This is a genomic window from Streptomyces tirandamycinicus, assembly GCF_003097515.1.
GTDB lineage: Bacteria > Actinomycetota > Actinomycetes > Streptomycetales > Streptomycetaceae > Streptomyces > Streptomyces tirandamycinicus.
Genome location: NZ_CP029188.1, coordinates 1,604,518 through 1,620,637, shown reverse-complemented (window position 1 = coordinate 1,620,637; position 16,120 = coordinate 1,604,518). Strand labels below are relative to the sequence as shown.

19 protein-coding genes are annotated in these 16,120 nt (G+C 73.9%); 11 read left to right on the top strand and 8 right to left on the bottom strand.

The genetic code is table 11. From position 1 onward, the window contains the following. The first annotated feature begins 35 nt into the window (after positions 1-35). The 4 genes from DDW44_RS07195 to DDW44_RS07180 all read left to right on the top strand — a co-directional run bounded on the left by DDW44_RS07195 (position 36) and on the right by DDW44_RS07180 (position 3,299). The gene (locus DDW44_RS07195; protein WP_108905905.1) at positions 36-1,268 is read left to right on the top strand and encodes a helix-turn-helix domain-containing protein; all 1,233 of its coding nucleotides are present in this window, start codon (positions 36-38) and stop codon (positions 1,266-1,268) included. A 101-nt stretch (positions 1,269-1,369) separates the two neighbouring features. Next, on the top strand, positions 1,370-1,597 hold the full coding sequence (locus tag DDW44_RS07190) for a hypothetical protein (RefSeq protein WP_146206999.1): 228 nt from the start codon (positions 1,370-1,372) through the stop codon (positions 1,595-1,597). Then, on the top strand, positions 1,597-1,812 hold the full coding sequence (locus DDW44_RS07185) for a hypothetical protein (RefSeq protein ID WP_146206998.1): 216 nt from the start codon (positions 1,597-1,599) through the stop codon (positions 1,810-1,812). Before DDW44_RS07190 ends, DDW44_RS07185 begins: the two co-directional genes overlap by 1 nt. A 347-nt stretch (positions 1,813-2,159) precedes the next feature. Further along, positions 2,160-3,299 (top strand): methyltransferase domain-containing protein, encoded by a 1,140-nt coding sequence (locus DDW44_RS07180; protein ID WP_244223980.1) that lies wholly within the window; start codon positions 2,160-2,162, stop codon positions 3,297-3,299. Here the strand turns inward: DDW44_RS07180 and DDW44_RS07175 are convergent. Beyond that, positions 3,276-4,184 (bottom strand): LysR family transcriptional regulator, encoded by a 909-nt coding sequence (locus tag DDW44_RS07175; protein ID WP_108908755.1) that lies wholly within the window; start codon positions 4,182-4,184, stop codon positions 3,276-3,278. The two genes, DDW44_RS07180 and DDW44_RS07175, sit on opposite strands and share 24 nt — an antisense overlap. A gap of 94 nt (positions 4,185-4,278) precedes the next feature. On the opposite strand from DDW44_RS07175, the gene DDW44_RS07170 reads away from it, so the two are divergent. Continuing rightward, positions 4,279-5,172 carry a PhzF family phenazine biosynthesis isomerase gene (locus DDW44_RS07170; RefSeq protein WP_166802836.1) on the top strand — a complete coding sequence of 298 codons (894 nt, stop codon included), beginning with the start codon at positions 4,279-4,281 and terminating at the stop codon, positions 5,170-5,172. Positions 5,173-5,261: 89 nt separating this feature from the next. Here the strand turns inward: DDW44_RS07170 and DDW44_RS07165 are convergent, their stop codons facing one another. The 5 genes from DDW44_RS07165 to DDW44_RS07145 all read right to left on the bottom strand — a co-directional run bounded on the left by DDW44_RS07165 (position 5,262) and on the right by DDW44_RS07145 (position 7,970). After that, complete coding sequence (locus DDW44_RS07165) at positions 5,262-5,654, bottom strand: VOC family protein (RefSeq protein ID WP_108905900.1); 393 nt, start codon at positions 5,652-5,654, stop codon at positions 5,262-5,264. Next, positions 5,651-5,953 (bottom strand): ArsR/SmtB family transcription factor, encoded by a 303-nt coding sequence (locus tag DDW44_RS07160; protein WP_108905899.1) that lies wholly within the window; start codon positions 5,951-5,953, stop codon positions 5,651-5,653. Before DDW44_RS07160 ends, DDW44_RS07165 begins: the two co-directional genes overlap by 4 nt. 255 nt (positions 5,954-6,208) lie before the next feature. Beyond that, entirely contained in the window at positions 6,209-6,676 is a 468-nt protein-coding gene (locus DDW44_RS07155) for a Rieske (2Fe-2S) protein (protein WP_108905898.1), read from the bottom strand. Next, positions 6,673-7,269, bottom strand: coding sequence for a DUF6529 family protein (locus DDW44_RS07150; RefSeq protein WP_108905897.1), 597 nt, complete (start codon positions 7,267-7,269; stop codon positions 6,673-6,675). The genes DDW44_RS07155 and DDW44_RS07150 overlap by 4 nt, the downstream gene beginning before the upstream one ends. A 20-nt stretch (positions 7,270-7,289) precedes the next feature. Beyond that, a complete protein-coding gene (locus DDW44_RS07145) occupies positions 7,290-7,970 on the bottom strand; it encodes a hypothetical protein (protein ID WP_108905896.1) in 681 nt (226 codons plus the stop codon). A gap of 298 nt (positions 7,971-8,268) precedes the next feature. Here DDW44_RS07145 and aroH point away from each other — a divergent pair, with 298 nt between their 5' ends. The 5 genes from aroH to der all read left to right on the top strand — a co-directional run bounded on the left by aroH (position 8,269) and on the right by der (position 12,808). Beyond that, the gene (gene aroH, locus DDW44_RS07140) at positions 8,269-8,631 is read left to right on the top strand and encodes a chorismate mutase (protein ID WP_017945300.1); all 363 of its coding nucleotides are present in this window, start codon (positions 8,269-8,271) and stop codon (positions 8,629-8,631) included. Further along, positions 8,628-9,713 (top strand): prephenate dehydrogenase, encoded by a 1,086-nt coding sequence (locus tag DDW44_RS07135; protein WP_108905895.1) that lies wholly within the window; start codon positions 8,628-8,630, stop codon positions 9,711-9,713. The genes aroH and DDW44_RS07135 overlap by 4 nt, the downstream gene beginning before the upstream one ends. Before the next feature lie 251 nt (positions 9,714-9,964). Continuing rightward, a complete protein-coding gene (cmk, locus tag DDW44_RS07130; protein WP_018892767.1) occupies positions 9,965-10,645 on the top strand; it encodes a (d)CMP kinase in 681 nt (226 codons plus the stop codon). A 53-nt stretch (positions 10,646-10,698) separates the two neighbouring features. Further along, complete coding sequence (locus tag DDW44_RS07125) at positions 10,699-11,286, top strand: lysophospholipid acyltransferase family protein (RefSeq protein ID WP_212766151.1); 588 nt, start codon at positions 10,699-10,701, stop codon at positions 11,284-11,286. Between the two features lie 73 nt (positions 11,287-11,359). Further along, positions 11,360-12,808, top strand: coding sequence for a ribosome biogenesis GTPase Der (gene der / locus DDW44_RS07120; protein ID WP_108905894.1), 1,449 nt, complete (start codon positions 11,360-11,362; stop codon positions 12,806-12,808). A gap of 230 nt (positions 12,809-13,038) precedes the next feature. Here the strand turns inward: der and DDW44_RS07115 are convergent, their stop codons facing one another. Together DDW44_RS07115 and DDW44_RS07110 are read right to left on the bottom strand one after the other, a co-directional pair. Next, entirely contained in the window at positions 13,039-13,332 is a 294-nt protein-coding gene (locus DDW44_RS07115; protein ID WP_017945305.1) for a hypothetical protein, read from the bottom strand. 127 nt (positions 13,333-13,459) lie between these two features. Then, on the bottom strand, positions 13,460-14,278 hold the full coding sequence (locus DDW44_RS07110) for a hypothetical protein (RefSeq protein ID WP_017945306.1): 819 nt from the start codon (positions 14,276-14,278) through the stop codon (positions 13,460-13,462). Positions 14,279-14,789: 511 nt separating this feature from the next. On the opposite strand from DDW44_RS07110, the gene DDW44_RS07105 reads away from it, so the two are divergent. Further along, positions 14,790-16,073, top strand: a complete 1,284-nt coding sequence (locus DDW44_RS07105) for a glycosyltransferase (protein WP_108905893.1) — start codon at positions 14,790-14,792, stop codon at positions 16,071-16,073. Positions 16,074-16,120 lie beyond the last annotated feature (47 nt).

The following is a 16,120-nucleotide window of genomic DNA, read 5'->3' as shown; positions in this document are numbered from 1 at the left end:
CCTGACCGAAACGGAACAGAGAAGGGGCACCGATCGTGGACATCCCCGACGAACTCACGACCGGCGAACGCATCCGGCTGCTGCGCGAGTCCCGAGGCATGACCCGCGAGATCCTCGCGGGCATGTGCGGCCGCGGCGTCGACTGGTTGAAGAAGATCGAGACAGGGGAGCGTGAGCTGCGCTCCAACACCCTGATTCTGCGTCTCGCCGCCGCGCTGCAGATCTCGGACGCCTCGATCATCACCGGCGCTGCGGGCCCGGCTCAGACGGTGCCGAGTGGTCGCCTGCACCATCCGGGAATGCCCGCGATCTGGGACGCGGTGATGAACCGCCGGCTCATCCCGTCAAGGCCCGAGTGCCCGGTCGATGTCGCCGCGCTGCAGGGGCGCGTCGACCAGACGTGGGAGCTGTGGCACAGCAGCGGCCACAACCGCACGGAAGTCGCCCGGCTGCTGCCGAAGCTGATCCGCGATGCCGAGGCAGCCGGCCGCGGCCTCGACGGCGCCGAGCGTCGGGCGGGGCTCGTCGCGCTCTCGGACGTGTACCGACTCACCGGGCAGGCGACCGCGTATGTCGCGCCCGCCGAGCTCGCGTGGGTCGTCGCCGACCGGGCGCTCGCCGCGGCGCAGGATGCCGACGATCCGGCCGCGATCGCGGCCGCCGCGTGGAACATGGGCAACATCTTGCGCGAGACGTCCTATCCCGAGGAAGCGATGCGGGTCGTGACCGAGGCGGCCGACCTGATCCGTCCGCACCTCGACGGTGCCCCGGACGACTGGCGAGGCGTGTACGGCGCGCTGCAGTTGCACGCCGCGGTGACCGCCGCCCGCGAGGGCCGGTCCGGAGACGCGTGGCGCTTTTGGGGAGTCGGCGACCAGGTCGCGAAGAGTCTCCCCGCCGCGTATGTGCACCCGTCGACCGTGTTCGGTCGGGCGAACGTCGACTTTCACGCCGTGTCCGTGGCGACGGATCTGCGTACCGCGGGCAAGGCGCTGAACCTCGCCGACGATCTCGACCCGGATGCAATGCCCTCGGTCGAGCGCCGGGCCCGGCTGTGGGTCGAGGTCGCCCGCGGACACCTGCAGCGCGGCGACCGCACGGCAGCGCTGCACGTGATGCAGCTCTCCTACACGGTCGGTGCCGAGACGGTCGAGTTCACCCCGTCGGCCCGGTCGGCGGTCGCCGAGCTGTGGCGCGACGCCCCACGCGCGCTGCGCCCCGAGGCTGCCCGGCTCGCCGAGCGAATCGGCCTGCGCGAAGCCGGCTAGGGGGACGGCTCGGGACAGGGGGACAGACCGTCCCCGTTACTGGCCGGTTGCCCCTTTACGGTGACGTTCGGTCAACGACGGCTCACACAAAGGGAGTCCGGATGCCTATGCCGTCGCACGCGTCACCACGCCCCGGCGTCGCACCCAGCGGCGACCCGAGCACGGGCGAGATCCGCGTACCGCTGCAGCTCTTCGTCCTCGATCACCCTGTCGGCGTCGTCGACCTGGTGCTGTCCCATGTCGAGGCCGAGCACCATCACGCCGCGCTCACCTGGCAGCTGAACCGCGCCGAACGCACCCTCGGCTATGTCACCCCGCAGGCTGTGTGATGAGGCAGCGCACCTCCGACCGCCCACTGCCCCCGCCGATCGGCACGCTGACGCGGCAGCAGCAGCGCGGCGTCGAGTGCGCGTTCTGCGCGGTCACGCTCCTGCCCTCGACGGTGGTCGACTTCGAGGGCGAGCACTACTTTCGCCGTGCGGGGATGCGCGTCCGCTGGTATCCGCGGCACTGCCGGACCTGCCCGAAGGGCGGTCGGCCGTGAACTACGCCCGGTGCGGCCAAGCCATCCCCGCCCGGCCAGCCGCTCGAGAGGCGTGGCATTCACTCCCCGTTGGCCGCCGACACGACCGTCTCCCTCCGGATCGTGTGCCCCGGCAGGCCGCGGGGCCCTCAGAGGCCCCGCCCGCCGGACTGAGGCGGACCGTACGGGCGGGGCACACTGCACCACGTCCGCCGACCCGTGCACACCCCCACCACACAGGAGGTCAGGACCATGAGCGACAGCGGCAAGCACGCCGGGCAGCCGAGCGACAGGCCGTGGAACCCGCCGCCGCAGCCGCCCTCACCGGACGGCAGCGGGCCCGGCAAGGCCACGGAGGACTCGACGTCGTGACGACCGCCCGACCGGGCGGGCACGCCGCGCTCGTCCAGGACCTGCACGAGCGCGGTCTGCTCGACGGCACATGGCGCCGCGTGTGGGGCGCCGTACCGCGCGAACCGTTCATCCCCGCCCGTGCGTGGCGGCAGGACGACGACGGATGCACACTGCTCGGCTCGCCGGCCGAGCGGCACGCGCTCGTCCACGCCGACGAGCCGGTCGTGATCCAGCTCGACGACGGCGCCGAGGACGGGCCCGGCATCGCGACGTCGTCGAACTCGCGGCCGAGCATGGTCGCCCGCATGCTCGGGCTGCTGCGGGTCGAGGACGGCTCACGCGTACTGGAGATCGGCACCGCGTCCGGGTACGTCGCGGCGCTGCTGTCCGAGCGGCTCGGCGGCGAGCGGGTGTTCAGTATCGAGCTCGACCCGGCGCTCGCCGCGCACGCCGAGACGGCGCTGCACACCGCCGGCTACCGGCCGAACCTCCGTTGCGGCGACGGCGAGCGGGGCTGGCCCGAGGCCGCGCCGTTCGACCGGCTGCTCGCGACGTGCGCCCTGCGCCACGTACCGCGGGCGTACGTCGACCAGGTGCGGCCGGGTGGGCTGATCGTCGCCCCGCTCGCCCGCGAGTTCTGGTCGGGCGCCCTGGTGCGGCTCGCCGTGCGGGGCGACGGCACGGCGACGGGCCGGTTCCACGGCGGCGCGTCGTACATGCCGATGCGGTCGCACCGCGTCGCCGGCGGCGAGCCGGTCGACAGCCGAACGGCCCGCGGCCGGCGGACCGGCCTCGGCCCGGCCGCGGTGCTGCACCTGGGGTTCGCCCTCTGGGGCGGTACCCGGCTGCCGGGCGTGCGGCTGTGGCACAGCGAGGGCCCGGCGGGCGTGCAGGTGTGGGCGCAGCACCCGGACGGCTCGGCGGCGACCGCGGTCGCGGGGGACGTGTGGGAGTACGGGCCGCGCGCGTTGTGGGCGGAGATCGAGCGGACGCACCGCGACTACGCCGGCCTCGGCTCGCCGGCGGCCGAGGCGTTCGGGCTCACCGTGCGGCCGGAGGGCGGGGACCTGTGGCTGCACGAGCCCGGGAACGTTCTCGCTGCCGTTCCGGAGGCCGCCGGGCGACCGCGTTCAGCCGGGGAAGTGGTGCGGTAGTTCCGTGGCGAGCGCGGCCGCCGCGGGGGAGAGCCAGCGCCGCTGGTGGCGGGCCAGCTGGACGGTGACGTCGGGGAACCGCGGGCCGGGCACCTGCGTGAGGCGGCCCGCCGCGAGCGCGTCCGCGACGTTGACGCGGGCCAGCAGGCTGAGGCCGAGGCCCGCGGCGACGCAGGACCTGGCGGCCTCCAGACTGCCGAAGCGGGTGATCCGGGGCTGCGACCCTTCGGCGGCGGCGAGCAGCCGGTCGATGAAGTGGTCGCTGTAGGAGCAGCCCTGCTCGTGCAGGAAGTAGTCCTGGCGGGCCAGCTCCGCCCAGCCGGCGGGTGAGTCGGTGGCGCTGCGGGCGACGGGGTGGTCGGGGGAGCAGACGAGGACGAGCGGTTCGCGGGCCAGCGGCGTGCACTCGATGTCGCGGAAGTTCGCCTCGTCCTCCAGGAGCAGGGCCAGGTCCAGCTCGCCGGTGCGGAGCGCGGCGACGGCGGTTGCGGTTCCCATCGTGTGCAGGTCCACCTCGATCCCGGGGTGGCTGCGCCGGAGCGCGGCGATGACTCCCGGCAGCCGCGCGGACACCAGCGTCTCGCCGGCCGAGAGCACCACCCGTCCGGTCACCCGGCCGCCCGCGCCACCGGCCGAGGCGGCGGCCGCCCGCAACCGGGACTCGGCCTCCAGCACCGCCTCGGCCTGTGCCAGCACCTCGCGTCCGGCGCCGGTGAGCACCACCCCGCGCGGCAGCCGGTCGAACAGGCGCAGGTCGAGCTCCTTCTCCAGTGCCTGCACCTGGGCGGTGACGGTGGACTGGACGAGGTGCAGGCGCTCCGCGGCGGCTGTCAGGTTCCCGGTCCGTGCGACGGTGGCGAAGGTGCGCAGCAGTCGTGTCTCCATGCCGCCGACGATAACCGCCACCATCGGGAACAGCGATGACCGCTATCGATATCCATCGTTTGTGGAAATGGTTGCGTGCTGTGACGGTAAGGGCATGAGCCCGATGACACACCCCGAGACCCTTCGCTACACCGCTTTCACCACCGACCCCGCCGGTGGCAACCCGGCCGGCGTCGTGCTCGACGCGGCCGCACTGGACGATGCCGCCATGCTGGCCACCGCCGCCGAAGTCGGTTACTCGGAGACCGCGTTCGTCACGGCCGCCGACCTCCCGGCGCGCCGATTCCGGCTGCGCTACTTCAGCCCCCTCGCCGAGGTCGCCTTCTGCGGCCACGCGACCGTCGCCACCGCGGTGGCCCTGGCCGAGCGGATCGGCCCCGGCCCGCTCGCCTTCGGCACGCCGGTGGGTGAGATCGCCCTGGACACCTCGGCAGAGCCGGACGGCTCGGTGACGGCGACGCTCACCAGCGTCCCCACCCGCTCCCGGCCGGCGAGTCACGAGGAAGTGCATGCCTCCCTCGCGGCCCTGCACTGGTCCCCGGAAGACCTCGACCCCGCGCTTCCCCCGCACGTCGCCTTCGGCGGAAACGAGCACCTGGTCCTGGCCGCGGCCACCCGTGAGCGTCTCGCCGCACTCGACTACGACTTCGACGCTCTGGCGGAGGTGATGCACCGTCACGGCTGGACCACGCTCCAGCTGGTCTGGCGTGAGGCCGAAGGGCTCTTCCACGCCCGCGACCCCTTTCCGGTCGGCGGTGTCGTCGAGGATCCGGCCACCGGTGCCGCGGCCGCCGCCCTCGGCGGCTACCTGCGCGCCCTCGGCGCTCTCCCGCCCTCCGGTGCCTTCACCATCCGTCAGGGGGAGGATCTCGGTCGGCCCAGCCTGCTCCGGGTGGAAGCCTCCGCCGCGGACCCGCGCGTGCGGGTGAGCGGGCAGGCGGTGGCGATCGTGGGTGCGCACGCGGGCGCCGGTGGGCGGGAAGCCTGAGCGAACCGGTGCGGTGGAGCGGACCGTCCGGGAGAGCGCCGTTCGCGGCCGGCCGCCCACCGGGGCCGACCGTTGCCGGGGCCGCCCGCCTACTGCGGCAGGCCGGCGATCTGGATGAGGTTGCCGCAGGTGTCGTCGAGGACGGCGGTGGTGACCGGGCCCGTTTCCAGGGGCTTCTGGGTGAAGCGGACGCCGAGGGCGCTCAGGCGCTCGTACTCCACCGCCACGTCGTCGACGGCGAACTGGGCGAGCGGGATGCCGTCCTCGACGAGCGCGTCGCGGTAGGTCCTGGCGGCCGGATGGCGGGCGGGCTCCAGGAGCAGTTCGGTGCCGCCGGGCTCTTCGGGTGAGACGACCGTCAGCCACCGGTCCTGCTCGCCGAGAGGGACGTCGTGCTTCTTCACGAAGCCGAGGATCTCGGTGTAGAAGCGCAGGGCCTCGGCCTGGTCGTCGACGAAGACGCTGGTCAGATGGATCTTCATGAGGTGCTGTCCTCCGGGTTCGGCGCGTGGGGCACGGGCCATCGCTCGGTGATCCGCCGCAGCGGAGCCGTGTTCAGGTCGTGGAACTTGCAGCGGCCCTCCCGCCTGGTCTCGACCAGACCGGCGGCCTCCAGCACGGCGAGGTGCTGGGAGACCGCCTGGCGCGAGATGCCGAGCCCGTGCCTCGTGCTCAGGCGCGCACAGATCTCGAACAGTGTCTGTCCCGACCTCTCCGCGAGCTCGTCGAGGATGGTGCGGCGGGTGGCGTCGGCCAGGGCCCTGAAGAGGTTGTCGGCCACGAGTGCAGAATAGGCAAGCAGTCGCTTGCCTGTCGAGTCGGGGTACGCCGCGGCGCGCCCCGTGTCCAGACCGTCCGCCGGGCCGCCGTGCGTCGGCCGCGGGTGGAGAGGCCGGGGCGGCGGTGACGAGGTCGGCCGGACCGGGCGGCTTCGGCCCGGTCGGTGGTGGAGCTCCGGGCGGGGGTGAAGTGCCGATCGAGGTGAGGTCCGGTCGGCCGTGGAGTTCGGTCGGCCGTGGAGTTCGGCACGCCGGCCTCAGACGAGCCGGATCTCGTCCCCGGACACGATGATCCGCTTCTCCGCCAGCGGCCGTGTCGCCGGGCCCTTCACCACCGCTCCGTCGGCGGCATCGAACTCGCTCCCGTGGCAGGGGCAGTCGATGGTGCCGTCCGCCACCTTGTCGACGAGGCAGCCCTGGTGGGTGCAGACGGCCGAGAACGCCCTGAAGTCCCCCGCCACCGGCTGGGTCACCACGACCTTCTCGGCCGTGAAGACCTTTCCGCCGCCCTCCGGCACCTCGGATGTGGTGCCGAGCCGCGTGCCACCGTCCGCGGGCGGCGGAGCCGTGCCGCCGGTCCGCTCGGCCGCGGGAGGCGGGGACGTCCCGCCGCCGCTCTCCTCGCCGTAGCGGCTGCAGCCTGCCGCCGTCGCCGCCAGTGCGCCCGCCGCCCCGGCCCGTACCACCGTCCGGCGGGCCACGGCGTCCCTCCTGCCGTCCGTCATGTCGTCACTCCGAAGGTGCGGAAGAACCACAGGGCCGAGGTGAGCCACAGGACCGTGAGCGCGGCGAAGACGAGTCCGCCGGCGACCGGCAGCAGCCATCCGGGCAGCCGCTCCACGCGCAGCAACAGCATCTTCGTGCTGAACGCGCCGAAGAAGAAGCACCCCAGCAGCGAGTGCCACGCCGCGCGGGCGCTCTGCGTCTGGTACCCCAGGGCGTACAGGCAGTGGACCGCCACCGGCACCGCGAGGAGGAAGGCCACCCGCCCCGACCAGCGGTGCAGAGCCGGCGTCCAGGAGGCCGGACGCACGCCCGGCAGCCTGCCGTACATCGCGAGCGCCGAGACGAGCTGCCCCAGTCCGCACGCGAACGCCGCCGTGGCCAGCCACGACTTCACCGCGCCCGTGCTGCTGAACCCGGCGAGGTTGAACGCGGTCCCCGCCGGCTCGTGGAGCGCGCCGTACACCCCGAGGACCACCGCCACCGCTGCTCCGACCAGCACCGGTACCAGGTATACGGCCGCGCCGCCCGGGGGCTGGCCGTTCGGTCCGCCGGGTGGGAGGTCCCGGGCCCGTGCGTTGGGGTCCACACTCATGGATTGCACCTCGGGGACGTTCAGGGGGTGACGGGACGGGCGGTGACCTGTTCGCCGTCGATCGTGACGGCGCCGGTCCGTGGATCGATCGGCGGAGCGGCGCCCGGCTCGCCGTCGCGGCTGACGATGCCGATCTGGCGGCCGTTCTGGAGCACGATCCAGCCGCCGTCGACCTTGGTTCCGCGCACCTCGGTGGTGGCGCGGTAGACGCCGGCGGGCCCGGACGCGCGGGCGGCGGTGAACGGATGGCCGGCGTTCCGCACCGTGACCGTCCCGTCGACCCGGTCGTCGTGCACGGTGCCGTCGAGCGTCGCCCCTGCCTTGCTCCTCAGCCGCATGCTGCCGTCCGCCGCCACGTCGCCGCGCAGCCACGCCTCCTGGGTGCGGCCGTCGCAGTAGTAGGCGACCGCCTTGCCTTCGCGCAGCGTGATGGCGACGGAGGCCCGGTCGTCCCGGGTGCGCCCCGCGTACCTGGCGTCCGCCGGGGGCGTCGGGGACGGTGACCGGACCGCGGGCACCCTCGGCTGCGCCGGGGGGCTGGTGGCCGGGCCCGTCGGAGGCGCCGGACTCGCGGGCGGGCTCGCGGCCGTCCGGTCGGGCGACGTGGAAGCGGGCTCGCCGGTCGTGGCGTTGAGCGACAGCATGAACATGCCGAGCAGCAGTCCGGCGAACAGCGTGATCAGCGGCCCTGCGCGCTTCATCGGCGACTCCCGCGGGGACGGTCGGGCAGTGGGATGTCCAGCCAAGCCGAGGTCACACCCCGTGTCCACCGCAACGACGCCCGGTGATCGCCCGGGTGGCGGCAGGCGCCCCCGTGGGCGACATTTGACCACCGGGCAGCGGCGCATCCGCCCCGCAACGCCCTCGGCCGGACCGCGCCGGCCGCGCCCGCGTCTCGCGGACCGGCCGCCGCGGCGTCGCCTCGGGGCGGCACTACTAGGCTGATCGGAGCATCCGCGGGAGCGGAGCCGCGGAGTCGACGCCGAGGAGGAGCGCAAGGTGGCGGTACGAGCCGTCCGGGGAGCCGTCCAGCTGGAACGGGACGAGGCCGGGCACATGGACGAGCAGGTCGGTGAGCTGCTCACCACCATCCTGGAGCGCAACGGGCTCACGGCGGACGACCTCATCAGCATCTGGTTCACGGCCACACCGGATCTGCACAGCGACTTCCCGGCCGCCGCCGCGCGGGCCCTCGGCATCGTCGACGTCCCGCTCATCTGCGCCCAGGAACTCGACATCGCCGGGGCGATGCCCCGGGTCGTACGGGTACTCGCCCACATCGAGTCCGACCTGCCCAGGTCCCGGATCGCGCACGTCTACCTCGGTGCCGCGGCCGCCCTCCGCAAGGACATCGCCCAGTGAGAACCGCGCTCGTCATCGGAACCGGCCTGATCGGCACCTCGGCGGCCCTCGCGCTCGCCGGGCGGGGGGTGGCCGTGCACCTCACGGACCACGACCTCGCCCGGGCCAGGACCGCGGCCGCGCTCGGCGCGGGCACCGAGGACGCCCCCGAGGGCCCCGTCGACCTCGCGGTCGTCGCCGTGCCGCCCGCCCATGTGCCCGCGGCGCTCGCCGAGGCGATGCGCGCCGGGGTCGCCCGCGGCTACCTCGACGTGGCCAGCGTCAAGGGCGGGCCGCGGCGCGAGCTGGAGGCGCTGGGTGTCGACATGTCGGCGTACATCGGTACGCACCCCATGGCCGGCAAGGAGCGGTCGGGACCGCTGGCGGCCACCGCCGACCTCTTCGAGGGACGGCCCTGGGTGCTCACACCGACCCGGGAGACCGACACCGAGGTGCTCAACCTGGCGCTGGAACTGGTCGCGCTCTGCCGCGCGGTCCCCGTCGTGATGGACGCCGACGCCCACGACCGCGCGGTCGCGCTGGTCTCGCACACGCCCCAGCTGATCTCGTCCATGGTCGCCGCGCGGCTGGCGGACGCGGACGAGACGGCGGTGCGGCTGTGCGGGCAGGGCATCCGCGACGTGACGCGGATCGCGGCCTCCGACCCCCGGATGTGGATCGACATCCTGACGGCGAACCCGGGCCCCGTCGCCGACGTACTCGCGGGCGTCTCCGCGGACCTGGAGGAGACGGTCCGTGCCCTGCGTGCCCTGCAGTCCCCCGACGAGGACAAGCGGCGCGACGGCGCGAGCGGGGTCGAGAACGTCCTGCGCCGCGGCAACGCGGGCCGCGAGCGGGTCCCCGGCAAGCACGGCGCCGCGCCCGCGGTGTACGAGACCGTCGCCGTCCTGATCAGCGACCGGCCGGGCGAGCTGGCCCGGATCTTCGCCGACGCGGGCAGCGCGGGCGTCAACATCGAGGACGTGCGCATCGAGCACGCGACCGGGCAGCAGGCGGGTCTGGTCCAGCTCATGGTGGAGCCCTCGGCCGCCCCCGTGCTGTCGGCGGCGCTCCGGGAGCGGGGCTGGGCGCTGCGCCAGTGACCCACGGGCGTGCTGCCTCCCGGCCGCGTGGTCGCGGAAGCCTCCCGGGCACGGCCGCGGAAGCCTCCCGGGCACGGCCGCGCCTGCGGATCCCTCCCGGGCACGGCCCCGCGGTCGCGGATCCCTCCCGGACCCTGCCGCCCGGTCCGGGAAGCGGTGCATGGGGCCCGTCCCGCACTCGGTAACCTTGTGCAGGGCACCTCGGCACTCCGCCCTGCCCGCACACCAGCTTCAGGAAGGTCTCCGACACCGTGGAATCCGTGATCGTCGCCATCGACGGGCCCTCCGGCACGGGCAAGTCGAGCACCTCCAGGGCGGTCGCCGCAGAGCTGGGCCTCAGCTACCTGGACACCGGCGCGCAGTACCGGGCGATCACCTGGTGGATGCTGACCAACGGCATCGACGTGGACGACCCGGGGGCCGTCGCCGCCGTCTGCGGCAAGCCGGTGATCGAGTCCGGTACGGACCCGCTCGCCCCGGCGATCAGCGTCGACGGGGCGGACGCCGCCGGTCCGATCCGCACCCGGGAGGTGACCTCCAAGGTGAGCGCCGTCAGCGCGGTCCCGGAGGTGCGGACCCGGATCACCGAGTTGCAGCGGGCCATCGCCGCGGCCGCCGAGAAGGGCATCGTCGTCGAGGGCCGGGACATCGGCACCACCGTCCTCCCCGGCGCCGATGTCAAGATCTTCCTCACCGCCTCCCCGGAGGCGCGTGCGGCCCGTCGCAGCGGCGAGCTGAAGGGCAAGGAGGCGGCCGATCTCGCGTCCACCCGCGAGGCGCTGATCAGGCGGGACGCCGCCGACTCCAGCAGGAAGGCCTCCCCGCTCGCCAAGGCGGACGACGCCGTCGAGGTCGACACCACCGATCTCACGCTCCAGCAGGTCATCGAGTGTGTCGTCGCTCTCGTCGAGGAGAAGCGGGCCGCGCGGTGACCTCACCGTCCGAGCGGGGCGCTGCCGTCGGCCGGGCCATCGGCATCGGCCTGATGCACACGCTGTGGCGTCCGCGGGTGCTCGGCGCCTGGCGGGTGCCGGCCACCGGGCCGGTGATCCTCGCCGTCAACCACGCCCACAACATCGACGGCCCGATGCTCATGGGCACGGCGCCCAGGCCGGTGCACTTCCTCATCAAGAAGGAGGCGTTCGCCGGCCCCCTGGACCCGTTCCTGACCGGGATCGGGCAGCTGAAGGTGGACCGCTCCGGCCCGGACCGCACCGCCGTGACCGGCGCCCTCGGCGTCCTGGACGGCGGCGGGGTCCTCGGGATCTTCCCCGAGGGCACCCGGGGCGGTGGCGACTTCGGCTCCATCCGCGCCGGGCTGGCGTACTTCGCCGTGCGCTCCGGGGCCCCGATCGTCCCGGTCGCCGTGCTGGGAAGCAGCGGACGCGGCGGACGGTTGATACCGGCGCTGCCCCCACTGCGCAGCCGCTTCGACATCGTCTTCGGCGAGCCCTTCACGCCCGGCGACGGCAGCGGGCGGCGTACCCGCAAGGCGCTCGACGAGGCGACCGTCCACATCCAGGAGCGGCTCACCGCGCACCTGGAAAACGCCAGGCGCCTCAGCGGGCGCTGAGCGAGACTCCAGTAGTGGGCCCCGGCCGCACGGGCCCGGCCCACCGACCACGAATGAACGAGGAACGGACTTCATGAACGACCAGCACGACCACGGGGCACTCGGCGACACCGAGTACGCGGAGTTCATGGAGCTCGCCGCGGAGGAGGGCTTCGACCTCGAGGACGTCGAAGGCGCCATCGAGGAGGCGGGCCACGGCCCGCTGCCCGTCCTCGCCGTCGTCGGCCGCCCGAACGTCGGCAAGTCGACCCTGGTGAACCGGATGATCGGCCGCCGTGAGGCCGTCGTCGAGGACAAGCCCGGCGTCACCCGCGACCGCGTCACCTACGAGGCCGAGTGGGCGGGCCGCCGCTTCAAGGTCGTCGACACCGGCGGCTGGGAGCAGGACGTCCTCGGTATCGACGCCTCCGTGGCGGCCCAGGCCGAGTTCGCCATCGAGGCCGCCGACGCCGTCGTCTTCGTCGTGGACGCCACCGTCGGCGCCACCGACACGGACGAGGCCGTCGTGAAGCTGCTGCGCCGGGCGGGGAAGCCGGTCGTCCTCGCGGCCAACAAGGTCGACGGCCCCTCGGGCGAGGCGGACGCGGCCATGCTCTGGTCGCTCGGTCTCGGCGAGCCGTTCCCGGTGTCCGCCCTGCACGGCCGGGGCACCGGCGACCTGCTCGACGAGGTCCTCAAGGCCCTCCCCGACGCACCCGCGCAGACCTTCGGTGCCACGGTCGGCGGGCCGCGCCGCATCGCTCTCATCGGCCGCCCCAACGTCGGCAAGTCCTCCCTGCTGAACAAGGTCGCCGGCGAGGAGCGGGTCGTCGTCGACGCGACGGCCGGCACCACCCGAGACCCGGTCGACGAGCTCATCGAACTCGGCGGCACCACCTGGAAGTTCGTGGACACCGCCGGTATCCGCAAGCGCGTCCACCTCCAGGAGGGCGCGGACTACTACGCCTCGCTGCGCACCGCGGCCGCCGTCGAGAAGGCCGAGGTCGCCGTCGTACTGATCGACACCAGCGAGTCCATCTCCGTCCAGGACCAGCGGATCATCACCATGGCCGTCGAGGCGGGCCGCGCCCTCGTCATCGCGTACAACAAGTGGGACTCCCTCGACGAGGAGCGCCGCTACTACCTGGAGCGCGAGATCGAGACCGAGATGCAGCAGGTCTCCTGGGCGCCCCGGGTGAACGTCTCGGCCCGCACCGGCCGCCACATGGAGAAGCTGGTCCCGGCGATCGAGACGGCGCTGGCGGGCTGGGAGACCCGGGTGCCGACCGGCCGGCTCAACGCCTTCCTCGGCGAGCTGGTCTCGGCCCACCCCCACCCGATCCGGGGCGGCAAGCAGCCCCGCATCCTGTTCGGTACGCAGGCGGGCACGAAGCCGCCGCGTTTCGTGCTCTTCGCCTCCGGCTTCCTGGAGCACGGCTACCGCCGCTTCGTGGAGCGCAGGCTGCGTGAGGAGTTCGGCTTCGAGGGCACCCCGATCCACATCTCCGTGCGGGTGCGCGAGAAGCGGTCCAGGAAGAAGTAGGGCCAAGAAGCGGGGCCACGACGCAGGGCGAGGAAGTAGGGCGCGAGGGGCGCGTCTCGCGTACGGCCCCGGCGGGACGGCGCCACGGCGTTACGGGACGGGCGCGGCGCCCGGAACGGGGCGGCGTACGGGACGGGCCGTACGGGAAGACGGCGGTACGAGAAGACGGCGGTACGGGAACGGCCGGGACGCAGTCAGTTGCGTCCCGGCCGTTCCCGTACCGCCGTCCCTCACAGCCCCCTGCGGGGTGCGGGCGGCAGCGCGCGGGCGTGAAGCCCTCCGGCGTGCTGCCGGATACCGGCCGGCCAGGGGCTGAACCGGCCCACGGCCACGGCGCCCGGACCGGCGCCATCGCCGTTCAGCCCGGTTCCGAATCCCTTGAAGGTGAGGTCCTCCTCGCCCGTACGGTCACCGGGCAGTGCCCGGAAGGCCCTCCGGTACTCGGAGTACAGCGTGTCGTAGATCGGGGTGGCCGAGGCGTTCCGGCTCTCGTACGGCCGGCGGATGGGGTCGTCTGTGTGCACATAGAGGCCAACGACCCCGATGTCCGTCGGATGCGGTCCTGTCCCGGAAAACGCAGTTCGGCGGGGGTACGGGGGGCGCACACCGGGGAGCGCTTCCGGCCACCCGGCGGCCGCGGACCCGTGGCCGTCAGGTGCCCGCGAGCGGCATCGCGGCGGCGACCAGCCTGCCGTTCGCGGCGGCCTTGTCGAGCGCGTCACGGAGCAGGTCCTCGCGCGGCTGCTGGCCGATCGAGCCGACCGGGGCGGCGAAGACCAGGACCTTGTGAGACCGGTTGGCCGCGGTGCGCCAGCCGTCGGTGACCTGCAGCGGCTGGTGGGCCTGCCACCACGCGACCTGGCCGCTCCCGCCGGTGCCCGGCTGCAGCACGGCGTGCAGCTGCCCCATGGCGAGTAGCACCGACCAGCCGTGCAGCGAGGGGGGCAGCTGGTCGACCGTGGAGACCGGCAGGAAGCCCTGCTCGATCAGCAGCGGCAGGAAGTCGTCGCCGCCCTCCCCGAGGCTGCCGGGGCGGGCGATCGGGGCGGTCGGCTCCACGACGAGCGCGGGGTGCAGCTCGTCGCCGATCAGGACCAGGCCGCTGGTCACCCCGAGCACCGCCTGCTGCTGCGGAGCGGCGGGCACACCGTGGCCCGGGTGGACGGACTGCTGCTGGGCCACCGGGGCGGCGGCCTCGCCGGTGATGGAGCGGACGGCCCCCTTGAGCTGCTCCTCGGCGACCTGGACGACCTGGGAGGGGATGCAGCTGGCATGGGCGAAGGCGAGGACGGCGGTCTCCTCCCCGACGAACAGCACGGTGCTGGTCCGCTCCTGGTCGGAGTCGCCCGGGGTGCGGCAGGAGGTGCAGTCGTAGCTGCCCGGGGCGTTCTCGCCCGCGAGCAGCCGGTCGGCTTCTTCGTCGCCGATCTCGGCGCGTACGTCCTCGCTGACGTCGAGCATGCGCGGCACGGGTTGCTCCTCGGACTCGGTGCGTGGTGGTGCGCCGGGCGGTTCCCGGCTCGCGAAGAGCACAACGGGAGAGGCGGGGCAAGAGTCACGCCACGGCGGTGCCGGGCCGACAGAACGGCACAGAGACACATCGATACAACGACACCTCGACATCTCGATATCTCGACACCGCGGTGTCCGGGTGCCGCGGCACATCGGCACCGCGAGGACGGGCCCCGGTCACCCGGCGACACGCCGGGCCCGGCGACGGCATGCCGACAGGACGGGAGCGGCCGGATCGCCCACAGTGGGGACATGACGGGGGCGATCACCCTCCGCCCACGGCCGCCCCGAGCCCCGAGCCCCGATCCCCGCACCCGGCGACATCCCGCCCCGCGCACCCGGCGACATCCCGTCCCGACCGCCGTGAACCGCCGTGAACCGCCGTGAACCGCCGTAAAACACTGTGAACAGCTGTGAACGGCTGTGAACCCACCGTGAACCGCAACGGAACCACCAGGAGCGGCATCGCATGCACATCTCGTTCCTGCTCCACAACGCCTACGGAATCGGCGGGACCATCCGCACCACGTTCACCCTCGCCGGCACCCTCGCCGAGCGGCACGACGTGGAGATCGTGTCGGTCTTCCGCCACCGCCCGGAACCGGCCCTGGGCGCACCGCCGGGCGTGACCCTGCGTCACCTCCTCGACCTGCGCCAGGGCAGCCCCACGTACGACGGGACCGACCCCGGCTACACCCGGCCGGCCCGGGTGTTCCCGCGCGGCGACGGACGCTGGAAGCAGTACAGCCGCCTCACCGACGCGCGCATCGGCGCCCATCTGAAGTCCCTGGAGGCGGACGTCGTGATCGGTACCCGCCCCGGCCTCAACGTCCACATCGCCCGCCAGGCCCCCCGCGGCCCGGTCCGGGTCGGCCAGGAGCATCTGACCCTGGACAGCCACGGCTACCGCCTGCGCCGCGAGATCGCCCACCGGTACGCCCTGCTCGACGCGGTCACCACCGTCACCGAGGCCGACGCCCGGGCCTACCGGACGCGCCTGAGGCTGCCGGACGTCCGGATCGAGGCCGTACCCAACGCCGTGCCCGCGCCGGCCGTCGCCCCAGCGGACGCGGACAGCCGGTGGGTCGTCGCGGCCGGCCGGCTGCTCCGGGTCAAGCGCTACGACCTGCTGGTCGGCGCGTTCGCCAGGGTCGTCGCGGCGCGCCCCGACTGGCGGCTGCGGATCTACGGAGGGGGCGACGCGACCGGCGACGAGCGCGGCGCGCTGCAGGCCCTGATCGCCCGGCTCGGTCTGCACGACCACGTCTTCCTCATGGGGCCGGTCCATCCGCTGGAGCCGGAGTGGGTCAGGGGCTCCATCGCCGCGGTCACCTCGGACCGGGAGTCGTTCGGCATGACGATCGTGGAGGCGATGCGCTGCGGACTGCCCGTCGTCTCCACCGACTGCCCGCACGGGCCGCGCGAGATCATCGAGGACGGCGTCGACGGGCTGCTGGTGCCCGTCGGCGACGAGGGCGCGGTCGCCGGCGCCCTGCTCGCCCTGATCAACGACGACCGGCTGCGGCGCAGCGCCGGGGCGGCGGCGCTGAAGGCGTCCCGGCGGTTCGACCCGGCGCGGATCGCCGAGCGCCACGAGGCCCTGTTCGCCGAGCTGGCCGCCCGGGGCGGGCGGCGCCGCTCCCGCTCGGTGCTCCGGGACGCGGTGCACCGTTCCCGCGGCTCCGTCCTCGACGCGGCGTACGCGCTGCGGTACCGGGCGGCAGGCGTCATCCGCGGGCGAGGGGCGGTGTGAACGCCCCCGGCGGGGCACGCCGCCCCGGAACCTCCCGACCCTCCCGA